Source organism: Marinobacter sp. 3-2 (assembly GCF_003751355.1).
Classification (GTDB): domain Bacteria; phylum Pseudomonadota; class Gammaproteobacteria; order Pseudomonadales; family Oleiphilaceae; genus Marinobacter; species Marinobacter adhaerens.
In genome coordinates, this window is record NZ_RJUQ01000013.1 from 574676 (window position 1) to 598631 (window position 23956).

The 23956-nt window shown below is 58.0% G+C and carries 18 protein-coding genes and 1 riboswitch; of the genes, 15 read left to right on the forward strand and 3 right to left on the reverse strand.

All coding sequences use genetic code 11. From position 1 onward, the window contains the following. Positions 1-32: 32 nt before the first annotated feature. The 5 genes from EDB94_RS09995 (at position 33) to EDB94_RS10015 (ending at position 6552) form a co-directional block, all read left to right on the forward strand. Positions 33-503, forward strand: coding sequence for a hypothetical protein (locus EDB94_RS09995; protein WP_108018263.1), 471 nt, complete (start codon positions 33-35; stop codon positions 501-503). Between the two features lie 55 nt (positions 504-558). Continuing rightward, positions 559-1518, forward strand: coding sequence for an AraC family transcriptional regulator (locus EDB94_RS10000; RefSeq protein ID WP_108018264.1), 960 nt, complete (start codon positions 559-561; stop codon positions 1516-1518). A 106-nt stretch (positions 1519-1624) separates the two neighbouring features. Beyond that, entirely contained in the window at positions 1625-3778 is a 2154-nt protein-coding gene (locus EDB94_RS10005) for a TonB-dependent siderophore receptor (RefSeq protein WP_108018265.1), read from the forward strand. 340 nt (positions 3779-4118) lie between these two features. Next, on the forward strand, positions 4119-5624 hold the full coding sequence (nhaB, locus tag EDB94_RS10010) for a sodium/proton antiporter NhaB (RefSeq protein WP_092030666.1): 1506 nt from the start codon (positions 4119-4121) through the stop codon (positions 5622-5624). Between the two features lie 91 nt (positions 5625-5715). Beyond that, entirely contained in the window at positions 5716-6552 is an 837-nt protein-coding gene (locus EDB94_RS10015; RefSeq protein ID WP_260312551.1) for an ABC transporter substrate-binding protein, read from the forward strand. A gap of 13 nt (positions 6553-6565) precedes the next feature. Here the strand turns inward: EDB94_RS10015 and EDB94_RS10020 are convergent, their stop codons facing one another. The 3 genes from EDB94_RS10020 to EDB94_RS10030 form a co-directional block, all read right to left on the reverse strand. Continuing rightward, a complete protein-coding gene (locus EDB94_RS10020) occupies positions 6566-7252 on the reverse strand; it encodes a DUF3047 domain-containing protein (protein ID WP_181259039.1) in 687 nt (228 codons plus the stop codon). A 108-nt stretch (positions 7253-7360) separates the two neighbouring features. Continuing rightward, on the reverse strand, positions 7361-8266 hold the full coding sequence (locus EDB94_RS10025) for a DNA-binding response regulator (protein WP_053113353.1): 906 nt from the start codon (positions 8264-8266) through the stop codon (positions 7361-7363). Next, positions 8253-11636 carry an ATP-binding protein gene (locus tag EDB94_RS10030; protein ID WP_108018266.1) on the reverse strand — a complete coding sequence of 1128 codons (3384 nt, stop codon included), beginning with the start codon at positions 11634-11636 and terminating at the stop codon, positions 8253-8255. The genes EDB94_RS10025 and EDB94_RS10030 overlap by 14 nt, the downstream gene beginning before the upstream one ends. 297 nt (positions 11637-11933) lie before the next feature. Here EDB94_RS10030 and urtA point away from each other — a divergent pair, with 297 nt between their 5' ends. The 10 genes from urtA (at position 11934) to EDB94_RS10080 (ending at position 23940) form a co-directional block, all read left to right on the forward strand. Continuing rightward, the gene (urtA, locus tag EDB94_RS10035; protein WP_108018267.1) at positions 11934-13205 is read left to right on the forward strand and encodes an urea ABC transporter substrate-binding protein; all 1272 of its coding nucleotides are present in this window, start codon (positions 11934-11936) and stop codon (positions 13203-13205) included. Positions 13206-13303: 98 nt separating this feature from the next. After that, on the forward strand, positions 13304-14230 hold the full coding sequence (gene urtB, locus EDB94_RS10040; RefSeq protein WP_108018268.1) for an urea ABC transporter permease subunit UrtB: 927 nt from the start codon (positions 13304-13306) through the stop codon (positions 14228-14230). 9 nt (positions 14231-14239) lie between these two features. Continuing rightward, a complete protein-coding gene (gene urtC, locus EDB94_RS10045; RefSeq protein WP_014578805.1) occupies positions 14240-15448 on the forward strand; it encodes an urea ABC transporter permease subunit UrtC in 1209 nt (402 codons plus the stop codon). Beyond that, entirely contained in the window at positions 15448-16206 is a 759-nt protein-coding gene (gene urtD, locus EDB94_RS10050) for an urea ABC transporter ATP-binding protein UrtD (protein WP_162851866.1), read from the forward strand. Before urtC ends, urtD begins: the two co-directional genes overlap by 1 nt. A 2-nt stretch (positions 16207-16208) precedes the next feature. After that, positions 16209-16898 carry an urea ABC transporter ATP-binding subunit UrtE gene (gene urtE / locus EDB94_RS10055; RefSeq protein ID WP_014578803.1) on the forward strand — a complete coding sequence of 230 codons (690 nt, stop codon included), beginning with the start codon at positions 16209-16211 and terminating at the stop codon, positions 16896-16898. Between the two features lie 14 nt (positions 16899-16912). Further along, the gene (locus EDB94_RS10060) at positions 16913-17959 is read left to right on the forward strand and encodes an aliphatic amidase (protein WP_108018269.1); all 1047 of its coding nucleotides are present in this window, start codon (positions 16913-16915) and stop codon (positions 17957-17959) included. 15 nt (positions 17960-17974) lie between these two features. Then, positions 17975-19018 carry an AAA family ATPase gene (locus tag EDB94_RS10065; RefSeq protein ID WP_108018270.1) on the forward strand — a complete coding sequence of 348 codons (1044 nt, stop codon included), beginning with the start codon at positions 17975-17977 and terminating at the stop codon, positions 19016-19018. A gap of 101 nt (positions 19019-19119) precedes the next feature. Next, positions 19120-20352, forward strand: a complete 1233-nt coding sequence (gene fmdA, locus EDB94_RS10070) for a formamidase (RefSeq protein WP_108018271.1) — start codon at positions 19120-19122, stop codon at positions 20350-20352. A 5-nt stretch (positions 20353-20357) separates the two neighbouring features. After that, positions 20358-20711, forward strand: a complete 354-nt coding sequence (locus tag EDB94_RS10075; protein ID WP_108018272.1) for an FmdB family zinc ribbon protein — start codon at positions 20358-20360, stop codon at positions 20709-20711. Positions 20712-20837: 126 nt separating this feature from the next. Then, positions 20838-21046: riboswitch (cobalamin riboswitch) on the forward strand. 128 nt (positions 21047-21174) lie between these two features. Then, the gene (locus EDB94_RS10080) at positions 21175-23940 is read left to right on the forward strand and encodes a ribonucleoside-diphosphate reductase subunit alpha (protein WP_108018273.1); all 2766 of its coding nucleotides are present in this window, start codon (positions 21175-21177) and stop codon (positions 23938-23940) included. Positions 23941-23956 lie beyond the last annotated feature (16 nt).

Below are 23956 nucleotides of genomic sequence, written 5' to 3' on the forward strand. Positions count from 1 at the left end.
TATCATTATCGTGAATAAACAAGGAGAACGTGATGGAATTCCTGTGTCCCAATCACCGCCAACAGTTCGCGGACCTGCCGCTGGAAGAACGCAAAGACCTCTGGCTGTTCTGGATGGAGAATGCCCACGACTGCAGTGAGCAGGGGCAGTGGCGGGATGTTATCTCGCTGGCTGGCAGCGCCTTCGATCTTGCTTGCCTGCACGGGCCGCGGGATGAATCCTGTATGCACATCGAACTGACTCTCTCAGCCATACTGGTCTCCCGGGCCCTTTCCGATCGCGGTGAGCGGGCCGGTATGGACGCGGTGATTCTCCGGGCACTGGAGAGCCTTCAGCACCCGGACCATGCCGCCCCCATCGACGGTTGCTGTGATATCCACGACTGCGTTTCTGTGCTTATAGATCCTTCACGGCACGCAGACTTTTTTGCTGACTACCTGAACTGGCCTTCCTTACCTTTCGTTCCACCAAGACGGGCAACTATGATACGGACGCTCCATTGACCTCGTAACCGGACAACAGAGACATAGTTAGCAGACCAGGTTGGATAGGCGTGGAGTGGGCAGGTTGCACACATTCAGTCAGGCAGATTTCGAACGTTTCGGGCAGCTTTACGACATAGAATTTCGGTTTCCGGCCATCCAGGGCGACACCGGAAGTGATGACCGTATTGTTGCCCGGGGTGAGATTGCCGAGTACAGCCTGCCTTCGGGTTTTCGGTTTACGTTTTCTTCGCTTCAGGTGCTCCAGGCGTATGAATCAGTCTCTTCTGGTCATGCGCCGTTGCTTGTGCTGGTCGTTCTGGATGGCACCGTTGAGCTTACCCTCGGGTCGGTCGAACACGTTTTGTCACCGGGTAATGCTGTCAGCATGCAGCTGCACCCGGACTATCCGTTACGGGCGCACCAGCCTGAGCAAGAGCATCTGCAAATTGTGGCACTCGCTTTCGATCCACGGGGCGCAACATTGGGCCACGTCTCCTCCAGCTTACAAGACCTGACCATTCTTCCCCGGGTTCCCCTGCGCCAATGGAGTCTGCCCCACCCGTTCGAGGAGTTGCTGCGGACCCATGCACGCCTCACGATGACCGTCGCCCAGAAAAACCTGGTTTTGGAGGGCCTCGCGCTGCAGCTTGCCGGACTGGGTCTGGTAGGCGACGAGCATGAATCCCCGGATGTTCCGGTGGTTCCGGTCCAGCAACGTCAGCGACTTGAGCTCGTAAGGCAGCATCTGGAGTTCACCCCGGACCATGACCACACTCTAAAGGACCTCGCACAGATGGCTGCCATGAGCCCAAGCGGCTTGCGAGCGAAATTCCGGGCGATGTACGGCGTGCCGGTGTTCGACTATCTCAGAAAATGCCGACTTCGGTTGGCAAAACATTATCTGGAGCAAGGCTTCAGTGTTGAACAGAGCGCGAACAGGGTGGGTTACACCCACGCGACCAATTTTTCGACGGCGTTTCGCCGAGAGTTCGGCTTTTCTCCCCGACAACGGGCGGCCAATCACAAGAAATAGCATTGCGCACAGGTTTTTTGGCTTCTGGAATACCAAAGCTCGGATCTAAACGACAATAATTCGCATTACACTTAAACTTGTAAAGCGCGTTGTTTGGAGCTGATCAATGAATTCGTTACGTGATAATCGCCAGTACATACTCCCGTCCGGCCTGGCCGTGGCCATAGCCGGGGTTCTGGCAAGCCCGATACTGTATGCGCAGGAAGCGAATATTACCGAGCTGGATGCCATTGAAGTATCGGCAGATGCCGCCGAACCGAGCGGCACCGCACCGAGTGATGGCTACACCGCAGAGGCGACCGTTACCGGCACGAAAACAACCACCAACGTGGTTGAAACGCCCCAGTCCATTTCCACAGTCACAGCGGATCAGATCGAGGACCAGAACGCGGCCAACCTGGGCGAAGTTCTGCGTTATACAGCCGGCGCCCGAGGCGAGACCTTTGGTTTCGAGCCGCGCACCACGTTTCTGAGAATACGCGGCTTCGATGTGGCCACCAGTGGCTTGTTTCGTGACAACCTGAAACTGGCGAACCCCGGCTTTGCCGCTGGTTACAGCCTGGAGCCCTATGGCGCCGAGCGCATTGATGTGCTCAAGGGGCCTTCTTCCGTTCTGTACGGACAAGCCGGTCCGGGTGGGTTGGTGAACTATGTGTCCAAGCGTCCTACTTTCGATACCCGCAGAGAAGTGCGCGTTGAGTCTGGTACCAACGATCTGGTCCAGGGTCAGTTTGATATCAGTGGGGCGGTGAATGACAGTGATACCCTCGCGGTTCGCCTGGTAGGCCTGGTTCGCGACAGCGAAACCCAGGTGGATTTCGTCAACGACGACCGAAAGTACCTGGCCCCCAGCCTGACCTGGCAGCCCACGGACGACACCCGACTGACGGTATTGGCGCACTGGCAGTACGACGATACCCAGCCATCTCAACGTTACCCGTTGCAGGGCACGTTGGAGCCAAATCCGAATGGCCCGATTCCTGCCAACCGGTTTACCGGCGAGCCAGGGTACGATGCCTATGAGCGTCGCGAGAGTGCCATCGGCTACGAGTTTGAGCACCGCATCAATGACCAGATAGTTCTGCGTCAGAATGTCCGGGACTACCGTAACGATGTTGACGACCAGACCATCTACACCACCGGCTTGCTGGCGGATCAGAGAACCATTACCCGGTCACGCTTCGACAGTTTCGGTCGCATTGACGGACTGGCCATGGATAACCAGCTGCAGTTGACTGCCCAGACGGGCTCGGCAGAACATACCGTTTTGGTCGGCCTCGACCATCAGGATATCGATGTGTCATCCCGGCAGTTCTTTGGGGCCGCCAGTAACCTGGACATCTATGATCCTGTCTATGGGGCGCCTGTCCCTGATGCCCCATTGTTTAAAGACGAGGACGGACAACTCAAACAGACCGGCATTTACCTCCAGGATCAGATCCGGGTAGATCGTTGGACGGTTACCCTTGGCGGCCGGTATGACGTGGCCCGTTCCGAGACAATCAATACTCTCACCGGCGCCACAGCTAGCCGGGTAGACGAGGCCTTCACTGGTCGTGTCGGCGCCAGTTACCAGTTCGCGAATGGCTTTGCCCCTTATGTGAGCTACATGGAGTCGTTTCTCCCCACCACAGGTACCGATGCGGCCGGCAACCCGTTCGAGCCCGAAACCGCACACCAATACGAGGTGGGCGTAAAATACCAGCCCAATACGGACACGCTGGTGACACTGGCCTGGTTCGACCTGACCCGGGAAGACTACCTGACCACCAACCCATCGACCTTCGCCAATGAGCAGAAGGGCGAGGCCAACTCACAGGGCCTTGAGATGGAAGCCCGCACCCGTCTGTTCCAGACGCTGGATGTGATCGCCAGCTACAGCTATACCGATGCCGAGATCACCAAAGCCAGCAACCCGGTGGAAGAGGGCGAGCCGCTGGAATACACACCGGAACATGAAGCAGCCTTGTGGGGAAAATACAGCTTCCGGGGTGGCATGCTGCATGGCCTGGTGCTGGGTGCCGGCGTGCGTTATCTCGGCGAGAGTTTCGGAGCGGCATTCAACGCGGATAATTCGGTCCTCAAAGTGCCGGATGTCACCCTGGTGGATGCTGCGATTACCTACGACATTGGCCAGGTGTCGCTGGGGCTGCATGCCCAGAACCTGCTGGACGAACAGTATGTAGCAACGGCTTTTGACAGTTCTGGTACGTGCGGCACGCGGCGTGAAGTGACCGGTTCCGTTACTTACCGGTTCTGATTACATTATCCTCCCGGCGCAGGGACGCGCCGACTCCGACAAATTTTCTCAACAGACCCCATCAGCGCCGTTCTCCCAGAACAATTGTGTATTTTTTTCACAAAGCGACCTCACAGCCACATAAATCGGTTAAAATACGCGCGCTACATCTTTGTTGATCAAGTACTACTACGACGATATCTGTGTTGATCAGCGCCCATTCCCCATTTGCTTGTTAGTAAGACCAAAATCGGTCTTCATTTTGTACCTTTGGCCCATACCCCGGTACGCAAATATCAAGGAAGATGCGGGCCTGCTGGCACACAATACCAATAACCCGTTTTCTCAGAAGATTTCCGTAATGCCCAATACCGTTATCTCCGGCTTTACCCACAACTTCCTTGGCAAGGCGCCCGTCTGGTACAAGCAGGTCATCCTGCTGTTTCTCATCGCCAACCCGATTGTCATGTGGACGTTGGGGCCCGGAACAGCCGGCTGGCTTCTGATCGCAGAGTTTATTTTTACTCTTGCCATGGCCCTGAAATGTTACCCGCTTCTGCCGGGTGGCCTGCTGGCGGTAGAGGCATTGCTGATTGGCCTGACCACGCCGGATGCAGTGTATCTGGAAGTGCTCACCAACTTCCCGGTGATATTGCTACTGATGTTCATGGTGGCGGGCATCTACTTCATGAAGGAACTGCTGCTGGTGACGTTCACCCAGATTCTGGTGGGTGTGCGTTCCAAGTCGGCGTTATCGTTGCTGTTCTGTAGCGCAGCAGCACTGCTTTCGGCCTTCCTCGATGCCCTGACGGTTACCGCGGTAATTATCAGCGTGGCGGTCGGGTTTTACGCGGTTTACCACAAGGTGGCCTCCGGCAAGGGTTACCAGCACAAGGATCACAACGCCGGCAGCGACGACGAGGTAATCGAGCTGCACCGTGAAGATCTGGAAAATTTCCGGGCGTTCTTGCGGAGCCTGTTGATGCATGGTGCTATCGGTACCGCCTTGGGCGGCGTTGCCACCATGGTGGGTGAGCCCCAGAATCTGTTGATTGCCAAAGTCGTGGGTTGGGACTTTGCCGGTTTCTTCCTGCATATGGCGCCAGTGAGTTTGCCGGTATTGGCGGCTGGATTATTTACCTGCTGGGCCCTGGAGAAGCTGCGTTGGTTCGGCTACGGCGGGCGCTTGCCCAAGCCTGTGCGTCAGGTGCTGGAAGAGTTTGCGGAGAACGAGCGGACCAAGCGTACCAAGGCTGATCAGGCTGCGCTCTGGGTACAGGCCGTTGCCGCCGCGATCCTGGTGGTAGGCCTGGCTTTCCATCTCGCCGAGGTCGGCCTGATTGGCCTGCTGGTCATCATCCTGATTACCTCCTTTACCGGCGTTACCGACGAGCATCAAATTGGTAAGGCCTTCCAGGAATCCCTGCCGTTTACCTCGCTGCTGGTGGTGTTTTTCGCGGTGGTTGCGGTGATCCACGAACAGCACCTGTTCAAGCCGATTATTGATTACGTGCTGTCGCTTCCTGAAGCCCGTCAGCCTGGCATGTTCTTCATTGCCAACGGCGTGCTTTCAATGATCAGCGATAACGTCTTCGTAGCGACTGTGTATATCAGTGAAGTCAAACAGGCTCTGGATGCAGGGGCCATCAGCTACGAGCATTTCCAGAAGTTGGCGGTTGCCATCAACACCGGAACCAACCTTCCCAGCGTTGCCACACCGAATGGCCAGGCGGCTTTCCTGTTTTTGCTGACGTCTGCTATAGCGCCGCTGGTTCGGCTGTCCTACGGCAAGATGGTGGTGATGGCGTTTCCCTACATGCTGGTCATGGGCGGTGTCGGTCTGTACATGGTTATTAACCATATTTGACATTCTGTTCAGATTTTTGCGGGCGGTGTCAGTGCAGATCTTCCCGGGTCTGTTAATCTTTGGCAAAACAGACCCGAACAATACGGATTCCATGCCCAGAAACTGCCCGGTCCATTCTTCCCGACTCTCTGAAGCCATGCATTTGATCGTTGTCCGGCTTTGGATATTGCTGGTAGGTCTATTATTTACTTCCGCCTCCCTTGCCGCGTCGGAATCCGTAAACAAGACTCTGCGCATTGCCTATGTGGAGTTTCCCCCAATTACCTATCAGGCCAGCGATGGCAGCGCTGCTGGCAGCTTTATCGAGCTTACCCGGAAGATCGCTGTGGAAGCAGGTTACGAACCGGAATTTCTCTTCTTGCCCATCAGCCGGGTATACCTGTATCTGCGCAACGGTAAAATTGACGTTTGGCCAGGTTCGGCCAATGTTCCCGCCCTTAACGGTGAAGTTCTGGAGACCTGGGTCACTCCCCTAGCGACCCAGCTCAGCGCCTGGTATCTGGAGGGAACCGAACCACTTACACATTTTGATCAACTGCAGGGCAAGACCGTCATCACGATAGGCGGGTACACCTATGGAGGGCTCTTGTACTGGCTGGAGGCGGAAGGTTCGATTGACGTCACCCAGGCTCCAAACTATCGGGCTGCTCTGGAAATGCTCAAGCTTGGCCGCGGCCATTACCTGTTTGGTCATCGGGATCCGGTTGTGGAAACCCTGACCATGCCTAAAGACGAGAAAATCCGTGAATCGGCGATCCGTTTGAGGAATCTGACCTGGCTGTTCTCGCTGGCCAATCCCCGGGCAGCCATCCTGCGGGAAGAGTTCGATGATGCCTACATCCGTCTGGCTGAAAAGGGTGAAGTGCCGCCGATACGAAAGCTTGGAGAAAGCTTTGTGATCCCCGGATTTCCCGAGCAATACCGTTAGTCGTGTTCGGTGCTCAGGAACCCGGGTTCAGAAGGATGTCACCATACCAGGCCGTGGCCTTCTCACCGGTGTTGTCCGAATCTGACATGATGGCAATACCCACCACCGGTGGCGGTTCCTCGCCAAACGCTTCCCGATAGTCGGCCATGATATCCCGTTCCACCGTGACCCATTCGCCGACCTGTTCTGATCCGGAATTAACGGCAATCATCATGGTTTTCTCGGTGTAGGGGTTGGGCACAATCTCGCCCTTCGGGAGAGTATTGGCCCAGATGTAGTTGAGGGCATTGCCCGGCAGGGACTCACCGAATAACACCTCGACGGTCTTGCGTTTGGCGCGCTCGAAAAACCCCGCCTTCTCGGGCTGGAACTCGAACGCCACATAGATTCTGGCCGGGTAATCGTCCCCGGACTTTTCCCGGGCATCCCCGTTTTCGAAGACATTCGAGACCTTCCAGCGCCATTGCAGAATCAGCGAATCGGTTGGCTCCAGCCTGACCCGTGCGATCAGTCCTGACGCACCGCCGTCCGTGGTCGCCCGCACGACCTGCTGACCGTCTTCGGTTGTCAGTTCATAGCGGCTGAGCTGATCTATCTTGGGGAATTCCAGAGGCTCCCAGCCATCATTCAGGGACTGCATTTCCGAGAAAGGTGTGAGCGGGGATGGTGTCTGTGCCAACGAAAGCCCTGACAGGCCCATCAGAACCAGCACTGATAAAAATGTGGCAGTCTTTCTCATCACGCTTCTCGCTTTCAGGTTCACAGTACCCCGATGGACAGACGCTATGAGCAAAAGTGCCCGAGGCCATTACTGGATTGCCAGCAAGCGGATTGCACTGGCTGCGGCCGCCGTCCGGTTCTCTACGCCCAGTTTCCGGAATACCTGCTCCAGGTGTTTGTTAACGGTTCGGGGACTCATATCCAGGATCTGGCCTATCTCCCGGTTGGTCTTGCCGTTGGCGATCCAGAGTAACACGTCGGATTCTCTCAGTGTCAGTTCGAACCGTTGCCGCAAGGCTGCTGTTGCGCTGTTCTGGTTCTGTGGTGTTTTCAGCCGCAGCAGGTATTCCCGGTTATCCACAAGGGCAAGAAACTCTACCGTCCTGTCGATGCCCATGATTTCGACTGGCATGCTGTGGCCCGGCTCGGGACGATGGCCCAGCCATTCCTCCAGTCTGGCGCGTACCTCGGGGAATTCGGGGTGTGCTGCGTCGGGCAGGTACTGGCAAACCTGTGGCGTGCCCCAGAGCAAATTTGCCTCGCGATCCACCGCAAACAGGTTCTGACCGGCCGTATCCAGGGCGCTACGAGCACTGCGGGTCATGCGGGCATTCGTCAGGTGTACATCCATTCTGGCCAGGAGTTCGGTGGTGTTAATCGGTTTGGTCACGTAATCCACGCCACCGGCGTTGAGCCCCATAACAACGTGTTCGGTATCGCTCAGACCGGTCATGAAAATGATGGGAATATCGGCGAACGCAGGGTTCTCTTTCAATCGACGACAGGTTTCGAAGCCGTCCATATGGGGCATCAAAGCGTCCATCAATACCACATCCGGGGTGATATTCTGGCTGATCGTAAGGGCCTGGTTTCCTTCCAGCGCAACGAGCACCGTCATACCTGCCTCTTCCATGGCATCGTTGATCATTCGAATGGAGTCGACTGCGTCATCTACGACCATCACGACAGTCTTCCGGTCATTATGAAGCTTCATGTTCGGCTACCTCGAGTAGTTCAAGAATTTTCTCAAACTGGAAATCGTTGGTGAGTCTGGTGAGCTCAATCGCAAAGGGTTCGGCTGCCTCACCGCTGTGTTTCAGGTCATGCAATGCCTCAAGCAGGCCTTTCCGGTGTCCGATCCGGGCCAGAGTGGCCAGAGCCAGGCGCTGCTCCATTTTGGGTAAAGGCAAAACGCCATGGTCGGGTGCTGGAATAGCCGCCATGGGATCCGGGCTCTTATCGAATCGCCAATTGAGATCCAGCACGCTGGCAATGGTGTCGAGCAACAGGTTCAGCCGAACCGGTTTGATGATGTAGCCATCGTGCAGACGCGGTGAGTCTGCGGCGTGGTGGCCCTCGTTAGCGTCGGCAGAGACCATCACGACAGGCATGGTGTGCTTGTGCTGTCGTAGCATTGCCAGGACTTCCCAGCCGCTTTGGCCCGGCATGGACACGTCGAGAAGCACAAGGTCAGGGCGTTCCGCCTCAACGGTTGCCAAAACCTGCAGAGCATTGCCAAGATCGACGATTTCAAAGCCCAGGGGCGAGAGCATGGCCCGCATGACCTGGCGGTGGGACACATCGTCATCCACCAGCAGTACCTTTCGCCGCGAACCGTGGTAACCGTAGATGCGCTTGGCCGGCATTGATATCGAGCGAGGTGTCGACGAATGCAGGCTTGATAGCATCAGACTGACCCGGAAGACACTACCCTGGCCCGGCACGCTCTCCAGCGAGATATCCCCACCCATGATTTCCGTGAGCAGGCGGGTAATGGTTAGACCCAGGCCTGTGCCGGCCCGGCTTTGCCCCGGTGTCCGGATACGTTCGAAGGGTCGGAAGATGCGTTCCACATTCTCAGGGGCTATGCCTTCCCCGGTATCGCGTACGGTGAACTCGGCGACCTGACTTCGATAACGCAGGGTCAGGGAGACGCCTCCCCGATCCGTGTATTTAATGGCGTTGGAGAGAAGGTTGATCAGAATCTGGCGCAGCCGCTTCTCGTCGGTGGTGACCATTTCCGGAAGCGGGTTGGGGCAGTGGTAATCGAAGGCCAGGCCTTTATCTTCTGCCTGCAGGCGGAACATGGTCACCAGTTGCTCCATCAACAGCTCTATTCGAACCTGATCGCGGTGCAGGTCCAGGCGGCCAGCCTCGATCTTGGAAATATCCAACAGCCCCTCTATCAGATCGGCGAGGTACTCACCGCTGCGGCGAATGACGCCGAGGGCTTCCTTGCGGTGGGAGGGAATGGTCTCGTCGTTTTCCATCAACTGGGCATAGCCGAGGATGGCATTGAGCGGGGAACGGAGTTCGTGACTGATCCCCGTCAAGTAGCGACTTTTCGCCCCGTTGGCGGCCTCCGCCTGTTCTTTTGCCTGCTGAAGAGCCTGGTCGGTCCGTTCGTGGGCGACGATCTCTTCCATCAGGAGGCGGTTCTGGCGTCGGGACTCTTCCTCGGCGACTACCCGGCTTTCATGGGCGAGCACGAACAGCCAGCAGATCACGCCGGTTACGATCACCAGAATGAAGAATACTTTCCACAGGGTCACCGACAAAAGAAGGCCTTCAGCGGGTGAAGCGACCGGCGTCTTGAAATAGATCAGGGACAGCAGCAGGCCGGAAAGGCCGTTGATGAGCACCAGCAGGCTCAGAAAATGCCCGAGCCTTGAGCGCAGACCGGCCAACACCGGTTTTGGCATCAGGCTCCCGAGAAACTGATTGAGCTGTTCCTGATATCCCGCCCCCGGTTTGCAGGCGTCTGCGCAACGGGCATCGAGCGAACAGCACAGTGAACAGATGGTGCCGTCATACGCGGGACAATGGGTGAGATCTTCCGGCTCGAAGTGATGTTCACAAATCGTGCATTGCACGAGCTGATGGTCAGTAGCGATGGGGACGAATGGCCGTGCTGTGTAGAAACGGCCACCGGTTTTCCAGGCGATCAGAGGCGCCATGATCAGCGCAACGCCCATGGCGATAAAATGGGACAGAGCCTCCGGATAGACGCCCAGTATGCCGGTGTGGCAGATGATGCCTACTATAGAGGCCGTCAGCATGGCACCAACCCCGACCGGGTTGATGTCATACAGGTGGGCACGTTTGAACTCAATGTGTGCGGGACTGAGCCCCAGTGGTTTGTTGATCACCAGATCCGCCACCAGCGAACCAACCCAGGCAATGGCGACGATGCCGTAGAAACCCAGGGTTTCCTCCAGCGCCCGGTAAACACCCAGTTCCATCACCAGAAGGGCAATGGCGACGTTGAAAAACAGCCAGACAACTCGCCCGGGGTGGCTGTGGGTGAGTCGCGAGAAGAAGTTGGACCAGGCGATGGAGCCGGCATAGGCATTGGTAACGTTGATCTTGAGCTGGCAAAGAATGACGAAAATGCCCGCCATCGCCAGGGAGATCTCGGGCGAATGGGTAATGTAATTGAAGGCGATCAGATACATCTGGGTTGGATCAGCCGCCTCTGAGGCGGTAACGCCCTGTTTCAGGGCAAGAACCGCAAGAAAGGAGCCCGCCAGGATTTTCAACATGCCGATCACAATCCAGCCAGGTCCGCCTGCCATAACGGCGGCCCACCAACGTCGCTTTTCCCGGGCATTGCGGGGTTCTGGAATGAAGCGCAGGAAATCCACCTGCTCGCCGATCTGGGCAATCAATGAGAACACCACAGCCGCCGCAGCCCCGAACATAACGATGCTGAAGCCACCGGAATCAACCGGGTTAAGTCCCTCGAACTGTGTCCAGTCGCTGACTGACGAGGCATCGGCGTAAACAATAAAAACAAACGGTATCAGCTGCAAAAGGATGAAAGCCGGCTGGGTCCAGACCTGGAAACGGCTGATCGTGGTGATGCCATGTATGACCAGTGGAATGATGACCACGGCACAGATCAGATAGCCGAGAACCAGGGGAACCCCGAACAGCATTTCCAGTGCCATGGCCATGATGGCGGCTTCGATGGCGAAAAAGATAAACGTGAACGAGGCGTAGATCAGCGAGGTGATGGTGGAGCCTATATAGCCAAAACCAGCACCGCGAGTCAGCAGGTCAATGTCGACGCCGTAACGGGCCGCGTAGTAACTGATCGGGATGGCGGTGAGGAAAATCACCAGGCTTACGGCCAGGATGGCGGCAACCGCATTGTCGAACCCGTAATGGAGAGTAATGGAGCCCCCAATGGCCTCAAGTGCCAGGAAGGAAATCGCGCCCAGGGCGGTGTTGCTCACCCGGGCCGCAGACCACCGCCTGGCACTCTTGGCAGTAAAGCGAAGCGCATAGTCTTCCAGGGTCTGGTTGGCTACCCACTGGTTGTAGCTTCGCCGAACCCGAAAAATATTCTGTCTTGCCGCCATGACTGCCTTGCCTTTGGTTTCTGGGTGCCCCGCGTTAGTGCAGCTTCAAGCTGAAATGCACCGGATGAGAAAGCCGGAACAATATCCGTGCCATAGACCGGTGCAGGGATGTTCTTCTTTTGCATGCCTGCGTTTTTAGCCTGTCCTGTTGGTTACAGGAATGCGTCAAATGACGTAGCGCGCTGGGGCGATTGCCGAATGGGCACCTGTACGGGTGCCGAGCAGAATGATTCTCGTGGGCACTGTGCTTTCGAAGGGAAGCGCGGATCCGGACTTCAAAAACTGCGAGGAATCACCATGGATACGACAGATCAAGCCGCCAGCGGGCGGTCGTTCGGTAAGGGACTGGGGCTGAAAAAGAGCCTGATGACGCTGGCGGCTTCCGTCATGCTTGCGACATCCGCACAGGCGGCAGTGCCGGCCACAGCAGAGGTCAACACGACCGGTCTGGCGGTGACGGATGACACCGTTACGGTGGGCATTCTGCACTCCATCACCGGCACAATGGCGATCAGTGAGATTGGCTCGGTTCAGGCGGAAAAGCTGGCTATTGACCAGATCAACGCCTCCGGTGGTGTCCTGGGCCGCCAGATTGAATTCGTTCAGGAAGACGGCGCCAGTGACTGGCCGACCTTCGCTGAAAAATCCCGGAAGCTACTGCGCCAGGACAACGTTGCTGCGATCTTCGGTGCCTGGACCTCGGCTTCCCGCAAGGCCGTTCTCCCGGTTATCGAGCAATACAACGGCATGCTCTATTACCCCACCTTCTACGAGGGTCTGGAGCAGTCACCCAACGTGGTCTACACCGGCCAGGAAGCGACCCAGCAGATTCTTGCCAGTATCGACTGGGCCGCAGAAACCAAGGGTGCCAAGAGCTTCTATCTGCTTGGATCGGACTACATCTGGCCCCGTACTTCGAACAAGATCGCCCGCAAGCACATCGAGGACAAGCTGGGCCTCAAGGTCTCTGGCGAAGAGTATTATCCACTGGGCCACACCCAGTTCAACTCCGTTATCAATAAGATCAAGCTGCGCAAGCCGGACGTGATCTTTGCCTCGGTTGTCGGTGGCTCCAACGTGGCCTTCTACAAGCAGATGAAAGCAGCCGGTATCGATTTCACCGATGAGAAGCCCCTTCTGCTGACCATCTCCGTGACCGAGGACGAGATCCGCGGTATCGGCGGTGAGAACGTGGACGGCATCTACGCCTCCATGAAGTATTTCCAGAGCCTCGATAACCCCAACAACAAGGAATTTGTTGCGGCTTTCAAGGAAGCCTACGGCGATGACATGGTCATCGGTGACGTGACCCAGGCGGCTTATCTCGGCCCATGGCTGTGGAAAGCGGCGGTTGAAAAAGCCGGCTCATTCGACATCGACAAGATCCGTGAAGAGTTTGCAGGCATCGAGTTCACGAAAGCGCCAGAAGGTTACGTGCGCATCCACGAAAACCATCACCTGTGGTCCAAGACCCGCATCGGGCAGGCTCAACCTGACGGCCAGTACAAGGTTGTCTACGAGACCGAAGAACTGATGGAACCGGACCCGTTCCCGGAAGGCTACCAATAAGCCCGGACTGCTGGCGCCCCCGGGCGCCAGCATCCGTTGCCTCTGAACACGAGATTAAGGGTTTGAAGGGTACGTTGGTCTAAAGGGGAGTAAGGGTCATGTTTGATGGCTACACCAGCAGTGAATTGATGTCGATATTTGCCATGCAGGGGTTTGCCGGGCTCTCCCTGTTTTCAGTGTTCGTACTGATGGCATTGGGCCTGGCCATCATCTTTGGTCAGATGGGGGTGATCAATATGGCCCACGGGGAGTTCATGATCCTCGGCGCCTACACAACCTACCTGACATCCGGTTTTTTCCAGTCCTATCTGCCGAGCCTGTTCGGCGGCTACTTCTTCGTCGCCATGGTTCTGGCTTTCCTGATTTGTGCTGCCCTCGGGGCATTCATTGAATGGCTCATGATACGGCGACTCTATCACCGACCACTGGATACCCTTCTGGCCACCTGGGGTCTCAGCCTGATCATGCAGCAGGCTTACCGATCCATCTTTGGCGCCCGGGAAGTGGGTGTGGACCTGCCCGAGTGGATGATGGGAGCGATCCAGGTGACTGACCTGGTGGAGCTGCCCATCAACGGCCTGTTCGTGATGATCATCGCGCTGTCCATTGCCGTGGGCGTGTATTTCCTGATGTACCGATCCGGCTATGGCAAGAAAGTGCGGGCGGTGGTTCAGAATCGCCCCATGGCTGAAGCCGTTGGTATCAACAGTGCCGGTATCGACCGAGCCACCTTTGCCCTCGGGTGTGGCATCGCCGGCGTCGCGGGTGCTGCCTTCACCATGATCGGTTCCACCGGTCCGTCCTCTGGCCAGGCTTATATCGTAGATACCTTCCTGGTGGTGGTGTTTGGCGGTGCCCAGAGCCTGATCGGCACCATTGTGTCCGCCTTCGGTATATCCCAGGCCCAGTCCACCATGGAGTTCTTCCTCAGTGGTTCCATGGCCAAGGTGCTCACCCTGCTGGTTGTCGTCGGCATCCTGATGCTGCGTCCAGAAGGACTCATGGCCCTCAAGGTCCGTCGCTAGGAGATTGTCATGAAGAGTTCATCCCCATTGAAATGGTTTGCCACCCGCGAGGGACTGTATTACGTCGCACTGGCCGTGTTGTTGGTGGTGCTTTTGCCACTGGCGCTGGACCCATTCCGCCTGAACATGGTGGGCAAGTACCTGACCTACGCCTTTGTCGCCATTGGCCTGGTGATGTGCTGGGGCAAAGCCGGCATTCTCAGCCTGGGCCAGGGTGTGTTCTTTGGCCTTGGCGGCTACTGTATGGCCATGTTCCTGAAGCTGGAGGCCTCCACTCCGGAGGCCACCGCCATCCAGTCCACCCCCGGCATCCCGGATTTCATGGACTGGAACCAGCTCACCGAGCTGCCCTGGTTCTGGGAACCGTTCCACAGCTTCTCCTTCACCCTGCTTGCGGTGATCGGTGTGCCGGTTCTGCTGGCGTTCGTTATCGGCTTCGCCATGTTTACCCGGCGGGTGGGGGGCGTGTACTTCGCCATCATCACCCAGGCCATTGCCGCAATCCTGACGATCCTGATTATCGGACAGCAGGGCTATACCGGCGGTGTGAACGGCATTACCGATCTGCAGACGCTGAACGGCTGGGACATCCGCACCGATGAGGCCCGGACCATCCTGTACTTTGTCTGTGTTGGCATGCTGTTCCTCTGCCTGTTTGTGGCGCGCCTTGTCCAGAACCGGAAGCTGGGCCGCATCCTGGTGGCCATGAACGCCCAGGAAAACCGGGTGCGTTTTTCCGGCTATGACGTTGCCGCCTTCAAGATCTTCGTGTTCTGCCTGGCAGCGGCTTTTGCAGGCGTCGGTGGTGCCATGTTCACCCTGATTGTCGGCTTCATGTCGCCGTCGTTCATCGGCATCGTCGCTTCCATCGAGATGGTCATCTTCTGTGCCCTGGGTGGCCGGTTGTCCATCCTCGGCGCGGTCTACGGTGCCTTGCTCGTGAATGCCGCCAAGAGTGGCTTCTCGGAATCCTTCCCGGAACTCTGGCCGTTTGCCATGGGTGCGTTGTTTATCGGTGTCGTACTGGCCTTCCCGAACGGTCTGGCCGGCCTGTATCAGACCTACGTCATGCCCCTGGAAGACAAGATCTTCAAGCGCAACAAGGGTGCTCAGCTGGAGGCCAAGCCCGCGGAAAAAGCCGCAGAGCCGAAGCCGACCGCTGAGAAGACTCCTGATTACGATCCGATGATCGATTCCTACAGCCCGGAGAAATCGTGATGAGTGCAGCCAAAAGCAAAAGTGGGGATTTCCTGCTGGCGGTCGAAGGCCTGACCGTGTCATTCGATGGCTTCAAGGCCGTGGATGACCTGTCCTTCTACCTCGATCCCAAGGAAATCCGGGTCATCATTGGCCCCAACGGTGCCGGTAAAACCACGGTTCTGGACCTGATCTGCGGCAAGACCAAGGCCACGTCCGGCTCCATCAAGTTTGACGGTAAGGAGCTTACCAAGCTCAAGGAGCACCAGATTGTTCACTCGGGTGTGGGCCGGAAATTCCAGACCCCGTCCGTGTTCGAGGACCTGACCGTCTTTGAAAACCTTGAAGTGTCCTACCCAAAGGGACACAGCGTGATGGGCGCCCTGGGATTCAAGCGCGACGCGGAGGTGATCAAGGCTGTGGAGGAAGTGGCTGAAACCATCTTCCTGACCGAGGCCCTGAATGAGCCGGCTGCCTCGTTGAGCCATGGCCAGAAGCAGTGGCTGGAGATCGGCATGCTGCTGATCCAGAAACCGGACCTGCTGATGCTGGATGAGCCGGTGGCCGGGATGTCCGTCACCGAGCGCAAGAAAACCGCCGAGCTGCTGAGGGTGATTACCCGGGACCATACGGTGCTGGTGATCGAGCACGACATGCAGTTTGTCGGTGATATCGCTGACCGGGTCACGGTCATGCATCAGGGCAAAGTCCTTTCCGAAGGGTCCATCGAGCACGTGAAATCGGACCCGAAAGTCATCGAAGTCTACCTGGGGCACTGATCATGCTGAGCATCAAACATCATTCGGTGGCCTACGGCCAAAGCACCATCATCGATGACCTCAACCTCGACGTGGCAAAGAACGAAATTGTCGCCGTGGTGGGGCGAAACGGCATGGGCAAGACCACGCTGATGAAATCCCTGGTGGGCATGACCCCCACGCGAGGCGGTGAGGTCAGCCTGGATGGGAACGACCTTTCCGGCCTGAAGAGCTTCCAGCGTGTGCGCGCCGGAATCGGTTTCGTGCCGCAGGGGCGGATGATCTTTCCGACACTGACGGTACGGGAGAATATCGAGACCGGCCTGGCCGCCGTGGGAGAGAAGAAGGTACCCGAGGACCTCTACGAGATGTTCCCGGTACTGAAGGAAATGCAAAACCGGCGTGGTGGCAACCTCTCCGGCGGCCAGCAACAACAGCTGGCTATTGCCCGGGCACTGGCCACCCGGCCCAAGGTGCTGCTGCTTGACGAACCTACGGAAGGTATCCAGCCCAACATTATCAAGGAAATCGCGCAGACCCTTCGGCGCATCCGGGATGAGCGGGGCCTGTCGATTGTGGTGTCGGAGCAGGTTCTGAGCTTCGTGATGGATGCGGCAGACCGGATCCTGGTGATTGAAAAGGGCGCGATTGTGCACGAAGAGAGCCGCGAAGAAGCGGATCAGGACAAGATTGCGAGCTATCTGGCGGTTTAACGAGGAGCAGAACGATGAGACACGGTGATATTTCCAGCAGCAACGATACCGTCGGCGTGGCGGTGGTGAACTACAAGATGCCGCGGCTGCATACCAAAGCTGAGGTGTTGGACAACGCCCGCAACATTGCTGACATGATCAAGGGTATGAAAGTCGGCCTGCCGGGCATGGACCTGGTGGTGTTCCCGGAATACAGCACCATGGGCATCATGTACGACAACGAGGAAATGATGGAAACCGCGGCCACCGTGCCCGGTGACGAAACGGCCATCTTCTCCGCCGCCTGTCGTGAGGCGAACACCTGGGGCGTGTTTTCGCTGACCGGAGAACGACACGAGGATCACCCCAACAAGGCGCCGTACAACACCCTGGTTCTGATCAACAACGAGGGTGAGGTCGTTCAGAAATACCGCAAGTGTATCCCCTGGTGTCCGATCGAGGGATGGTACCCGGGTGACACCACCTACGTCACCGAGGGGCCAAAGGGCATGAAGATCAGCCTGATCATCTGCGACGACGGCAACTATCCCGAGATCTGGCGCGATTGCGCCATGAAGGGGGCGGAGCTGATTGTTCGCTGTCAGGGCTACATGTACCCGGCCAAGGAACAGCAGGTGATGATGGCCAAGAGCATGGCCTGGGCCAACAACTGTTACGTTGCGGTGGCCAACGCCGCCGGATTTGACGGCGTGTATTCCTACTTCGGCCACTCCGCGATCATTGGCTTCGATGGCCGTACCCTCGGGGAATGCGGTGAGGAAGATATGGGTATCCAGTATGCCCAGCTGTCCGTAAGCCAGATCCGTGATGCCCGTGCGAACGACCAGTCCCAGAATCACCTGTTCAAGCTGCTGCACAGGGGCTACACCGGTGTGCATGCCTCCGGGGACGGCGACAAGGGCGTGGCCGACTGCCCGTTCGAGTTCTACCGTACCTGGGTGATGGACGCCCAGAAGGCGCAGGAAAACGTGGAGGCCATGACCCGGAAGACGGTAGGTACCGCCGAGTGCCCGGTGGGCGAGCTGCCGTTCGACTGCAAGGAAAAATCCGCAGGGGCTTAAGCCCGGGAGGCGTTCATGCCGTTTATCAACGAACGGCTGGAAGCCAATCGGGAAACCATTGAAAAGAACCGGGCCGCCTCAGGCCCGGTTCGTGCTTCCCGGTTCCGCTTCGAGCCCGAGGCCGTGATGGCCAGACTGCGGGAAAATATCGTCGGCCAGGATGAGGCCCTGGCCGCCATGGAATCCATGCTGGTGCGGGTGAAAGCCGATATCGGCGAGGACAGCCGGCCGCTGGCGGTGCACCTGTTCCTGGGTCCCACCGGCGTGGGCAAAACCGAAACCGTGCGCCTCACTGCCGAAGCCATCCACGGTAATCGCGATGGCCTGTGCCGTATCGACATGAACACCCTGGCCCAGGAGCATTACGCCGCAGCCCTGACCGGTGCACCGCCGGGCTACGTGGGCAGTAAGGAAGGCCACAGCCTGTTCGATCTGGACAAGGTACAGGGCTCGTTTAGCAAACCCGGCATTGTGTTGTTTGATGAAATCGAAAAAGCCAGCAAGGAAGTGGTGCGCACGCTGCTGAACGTGCTGGACACCGGTCGGCTGGTGTTTCCCTCCGGTAACCGCGAGATCGACTTCCGCAACACCCTGATCTTCATGACCAGCAACGCCGGTGCGCTGGAGGCGGAGACGTATGAGCAGAGCTACCAGCGGGGCTGGCGCCGCTGGCTCGGGTTATCAGCCGGCAACGGCGAGGCCATTCGCGATACCGCCCTGCGCCGGCACTTTGACCCGGAATTCCTCAACCGGATTGATCAGATCCTCACCTTCAACCGACTTACCGACAACTGGCTGGAAGCCCTGCTGGATATTGAGCTGGCGGGCCTCAATCGCCGGTTGTCCAAAAAGCACGCTGAGCTGTCGCTGTCGCCTGAGCTGCGAGAGGAACTGTGCCGTGGCTACGACGCTCGCTATGGCGCCCGGGAACTGCTGCGGGCTTTTCGCCAGCGGCTCGAACCCGCCGTTGCCCGGGCGTTGCTGGCGTATCCGGACTGTCGCCGGTTTGAAGCCGGCCTGCAGGGCAGGAAGGTCACGGTGCACCAATACGTCGAATGACGTAGGCACCGGGGGCATTTCGCGAATACCTCACAGGGACGGGATTTCGGATAGTAAAGCCGTTACCTAATCGTGCAAGCCAACACCAAGGAGCGCCCGTTATGGCTGAAACCATTATCAAGATCGATCTGAACAAGTCGGCCTATGAGAACGACAAAATTCACAACCGCTGGCACCCGGATATTCCGCTGGTGGCCACCGTCAAGCCGGGCGACGATTTCATCGTTGAGTGCTATGACTGGACCGGCGGCCAGATCAAGAACGACGACAGCGCCGACGACGTGCGCGATGTTGATCTCAGCCAGGTTCACTTCCTGTCGGGACCGATCGGGGTCGAGGGCGCAGAGCCGGGCGACCTGCTGGAAGTCGACATCCTCGACATCGGCACTTTCGAAGAGAGCCAGTGGGGCTTTAACGGGTTCTTCTCCAAGCAGAACGGCGGTGGCTTCCTGACCGAACACTTCCCGGAGGCCCAGAAATCCATCTGGGACTTCAACGGCATGTTCACCAAATCCCGGCACATTCCCAATGTGGAATTTGCCGGCCTGATTCACCCGGGCCTGATTGGCTGCCTGCCCTCCAAAGAATTGCTGGATACCTGGAACAAGCGTGAAGCCGGACTGGTCGCGACCGATCCGGAGCGTGTGCCGGAACTGGCAACACTGCCCAATGGTGAGACCGCCCACATGGGCCAGATGACCGGTGATGCCGCCAAAGCTGCCGGCGCCGAGGCCGCGCGTACCGTGCCGCCGCGGGAACATGGTGGCAACTGTGACATCAAAGATCTGTCCCGTGGCTCCAAGGTGTATTTCCCGGTGTACGTGGACGGGGCCGGCCTCTCTGTAGGCGACCTTCACTTCAGCCAGGGCGACGGCGAAATCACCTTCTGTGGCGCCATCGAAATGGCCGGCTGGATTCATCTGCGGGTAAACCTGATCAAGGACGGCGTGAAGAAGTACGGCATCAAGAATCCGGTGTTCAAGCCCAGCCCGATCAAGCCCCGTTACGACGACTATGTGATCTTCGAAGGCATCTCCGTAGACGAGGACGGCGGCCAGCATTACCTGGACGTTCATGTGGCCTATCGTCAGGCGTGTCTGAACGCCATCGAATACATGACCAAGTTCGGTTACACCAAGGCTCAGGCCTACGCGATTCTGGGTTGTGCGCCGGTGGAAGGCCACATCAGCGGCGTGGTGGATATCCCGAACGCCTGCGCCACGCTCTGGTTACCGACGGGCATCTTCGACTTCGACATTAACCCGTCCGCTGAGGGTCCGCAGAAAAAAGTCAGCGGGGGCATGGACGTACCGCTGTCGAAAGATAAGGAGTAATCGCCATGCCCGTGTATGACTACAAGTGCCGTGAACATGGCCTCTTTCACACACTGGCCACCATGGAGGATGCGGCCAAGCCGGCGCAATGCCCCACCTGCAAGGTCATGTCGCCGCGGGTGATCGTATTGCCATCCCACATTGCCGCCATGGACCCGGCCAAAAGGGCTGCCGAGGATCGGAACGAGCGGTCCCGGCATGAGCCGGTGTTTTCCACCGCAGACCGAAGGGCGAATGATAAGGAGCACAGTCGCGCCTGCGGCTGCGGCGCCCCGAAACCCGGAAAGTCCATGCTGTTCTACACCGCTGACGGGAAGAAGATGTTTCCCTCCATGCGGCCCTGGATGATCAGCCACTGATTGGCTGAGTTGAAACTGTCACGTGTTTGGCCCCCTCTCCGGGGCCTTTTTTATTGCTTCAGGTTGTCCCTTCCGAATATCGTGTATATAGTGTTTCTATCCTTGGTCAAATACCAGATGTAGTGATCAGTGCGTAACCAACTCGGTCAACGTGTGATCATCTCAGCCATTCTGGTATCGGGAATCCGGTGAGACTCCGGAACTGACGCGCAGCGGTATTGGGGAACAAGCGTGGCATCAAGACACTGGCGAAAGCCGGGAAGTCGCCACACGAGGCCGAATCGAACGATTCACGCCCCTGAGTCCGAAGACCTGCCAGGGATGAAGGAGCCTTAAGGCTCCCAACTGCACCTTCGCGACCCAGGGTGAGCAGACCGGTTATGCCCAGCCATTCCCATGGTGAGGTGTGCCCCTGCGTACGCGATGGTGAAAGGAACTCAACGCGTATTCAGGAGAACACTGCATGTCTGCCTCAGCCCTGGCCGAACCCCGGCCAACCTCGCACACGGACACGGAATCCCTTCAGGTCATCAAGCGCAACGGCACGCTTGTGGGCTTTGATCCGTCCAAGATCAGCATTGCCGTGACCAAAGCCTTCCTCGCCGTCGAGGGTGACAAAGCCGCCGGCTCCGCACGGATCAACGATGCCGTACATCGGGTGACTGACCAGGTGATCCAGGCCATCGGTCGCCGCCTGAAAGCCGGTGGCAAGGTGCATATCGAAGACATCCAGGATCAGGTGGAACTGGCCCTGATGCGGGCGGAAGAGCAGAAGGTGGCCCGCGCCTACGTCCTGTACCGGGAAGAGCATGCCCGCGAGCGCGCCCGCCATGCCCCGGTTGAGGCACACCCCCACCTGACGGTGAAAAAGACCAGTGGCGAGATTGCTCCGCTGGATCTGGGCCTGATGAAAGTGCAGGTGGAGCAAGCCGCCACCGGGCTGGAGGGCATCGACGGTGATTCCCTGGTGGACGATGCCCTGACCAACCTGTACGACGGCATCGCTGAGGAAGACGTGCTGTCGGCCCTGATCATGACGGCTCGCAGCCGGATTGAGCGGGAGCCGGACTACAGTGCCGTCACCGCACGCCTGCTCCTGGAGCAGCTTCGCCTGGAGAATGCCGCTGCCCTTGGTCTGCCTATCAGTCTGCCATTGGCTGAGATTTATCCACAGGCACTGAGCGCCTTTGTCGAGGCGGGAATCCGTTACGAATTGCTGGATGACGCTCTGGCCGCCTTTGATCTGGAGCGCCTGGGTGCCGCCCTTCAGCCGGAGCGGGATCTGCAGTTTGGCTTCCTGGGTCTGCAAACCCTGTACGACCGCTATTTCCTGCACTGGAACAAGGCCCGCCTCGAATTGCCACAGGTTTTCTTCATGCGCGTGGCCATGGGCCTGGCCCTGCGGGAAGACGACCCGAATGCCCGGGCCATCGAGTTCTACAACCTCTTGTCGTCGTTCGACTACATGGCGTCCACACCCACGCTGTTCAACAGCGGTACCCGCCATTCTCAGCTGTCGTCCTGTTACCTGACGACGGTGGGCGACGATCTTGAAGACATCTACGGCGCCATCCGCGATAACGCCATGCTGTCGAAATGGGCGGGCGGCCTGGGTAATGACTGGACACCGGTGCGGGCGCTGGGCTCCCACATCAAAGGAACCAACGGCCAGAGCCAGGGCGTGGTGCCTTTCCTGAAAGTGGTGAACGATACCGCCGTGGCGGTCAACCAGGGCGGCAAGCGCAAGGGCGCGGTGTGTGCCTACCTGGAAAGTTGGCACCTGGACATCGAGGAGTTCCTGGAGCTGCGTAAGAACACCGGCGACGAACGCCGTCGCACCCACGATATGAACACCGCCAATTGGGTGCCCGACCTGCTGATCGAGCGCATGCGCGAAGATCGGGAATGGACCCTGTTCTCCCCCAGCGATGCGCCGGATCTGCACGACCTGTATGGCAACGCCTTCCGGGAACGCTACGAGCATTACGAAGCCCTCGCAGAGCAGGGCAAAATCAAGCTGTTCAAGAGGATCCCGGCCAAGCAACTCTGGCGCAAGATGCTCACCGTGCTGTTTGAAACAGGCCATCCCTGGATTACCTTCAAGGAGCCGTGCAACCTCCGCTCCCCCCAGCAACATCGGGGCGTGGTACACAGCTCCAACCTGTGTACGGAAATTACCTTGAACACCAGCGCCGACGAGATCGCCGTGTGCAACCTTGGTTCCGTGAACCTTGCGGCCCACATCGCCAATGGCGAGCTGGATGTGAAGCGTCTGGAACAGACGGTAAACACCGCCGTGCGCATGCTCGATAACGTTATCGACATCAACTACTACGCCGTGCCCCAGGCCCGCAACTCCAACTTCAAGCATCGCCCGGTTGGCCTCGGCCTCATGGGTTTCCAGGACGCGCTCTATCAATTGGGCCTGCCGTACTCCAGCCCGGAAGCGGTTGAGTTTGCTGACGTTGCCATGGAGCAACTCAGCTACTTCGCCATCCGCGCCTCAGCTTCGCTGGCGGGTGAGCGAGGTGCCTATGAGAGCTATGAGGGTTCACTCTGGCAGCAGGGCATCCTGCCCATCGACTCCATCAACCTGCTCAAGGAAAACCGCCGGGAAGGGGACCTGTCTGTGAACACCAACGCCCGGCTGGACTGGTCTCCCGTACGCGAACTGATCGCAAAAAACGGCATGCGCAACAGCAACGTGATGGCGATCGCTCCGACTGCGACGATTTCCAACATCGTGGGTGTGTCCCAGTCCATCGAACCGGCGTACCAGAACCTGTTTGTGAAATCGAACCTCTCCGGCGAGTTCACGGTGGTCAATCCTTCCCTGGTTCGTGACCTCAAGGCCGAAGACCTGTGGGACAACGTGATGGTGAATGACCTCAAGTATTTCGACGGTAGCGTTCAGCAGATCGACCGCATCCCCAACGAACTGAAAGCGCGATACGCCACCGCCTTTGAGATCGACGCAAGATGGCTGGTGGAAGCCGCAGCACGGCGCCAGAAATGGCTGGACCAGGCCCAGAGCCTGAACCTGTACATGGCCGAGCCCAGCGGCAAAAAGCTGGATGCCCTGTACCAGTTGGCCTGGGAACGTGGGCTGAAAACCACCTATTACCTGCGCTCCCTGGGAGCTACCGGCGCTGAAAAAACCGCACCGGTTGCCGCGCCCCAACCCCAGGTGTGCAGCATCGACGATCCGGACTGCGAAGCCTGTCAGTAACTGCTCACTTAACGAT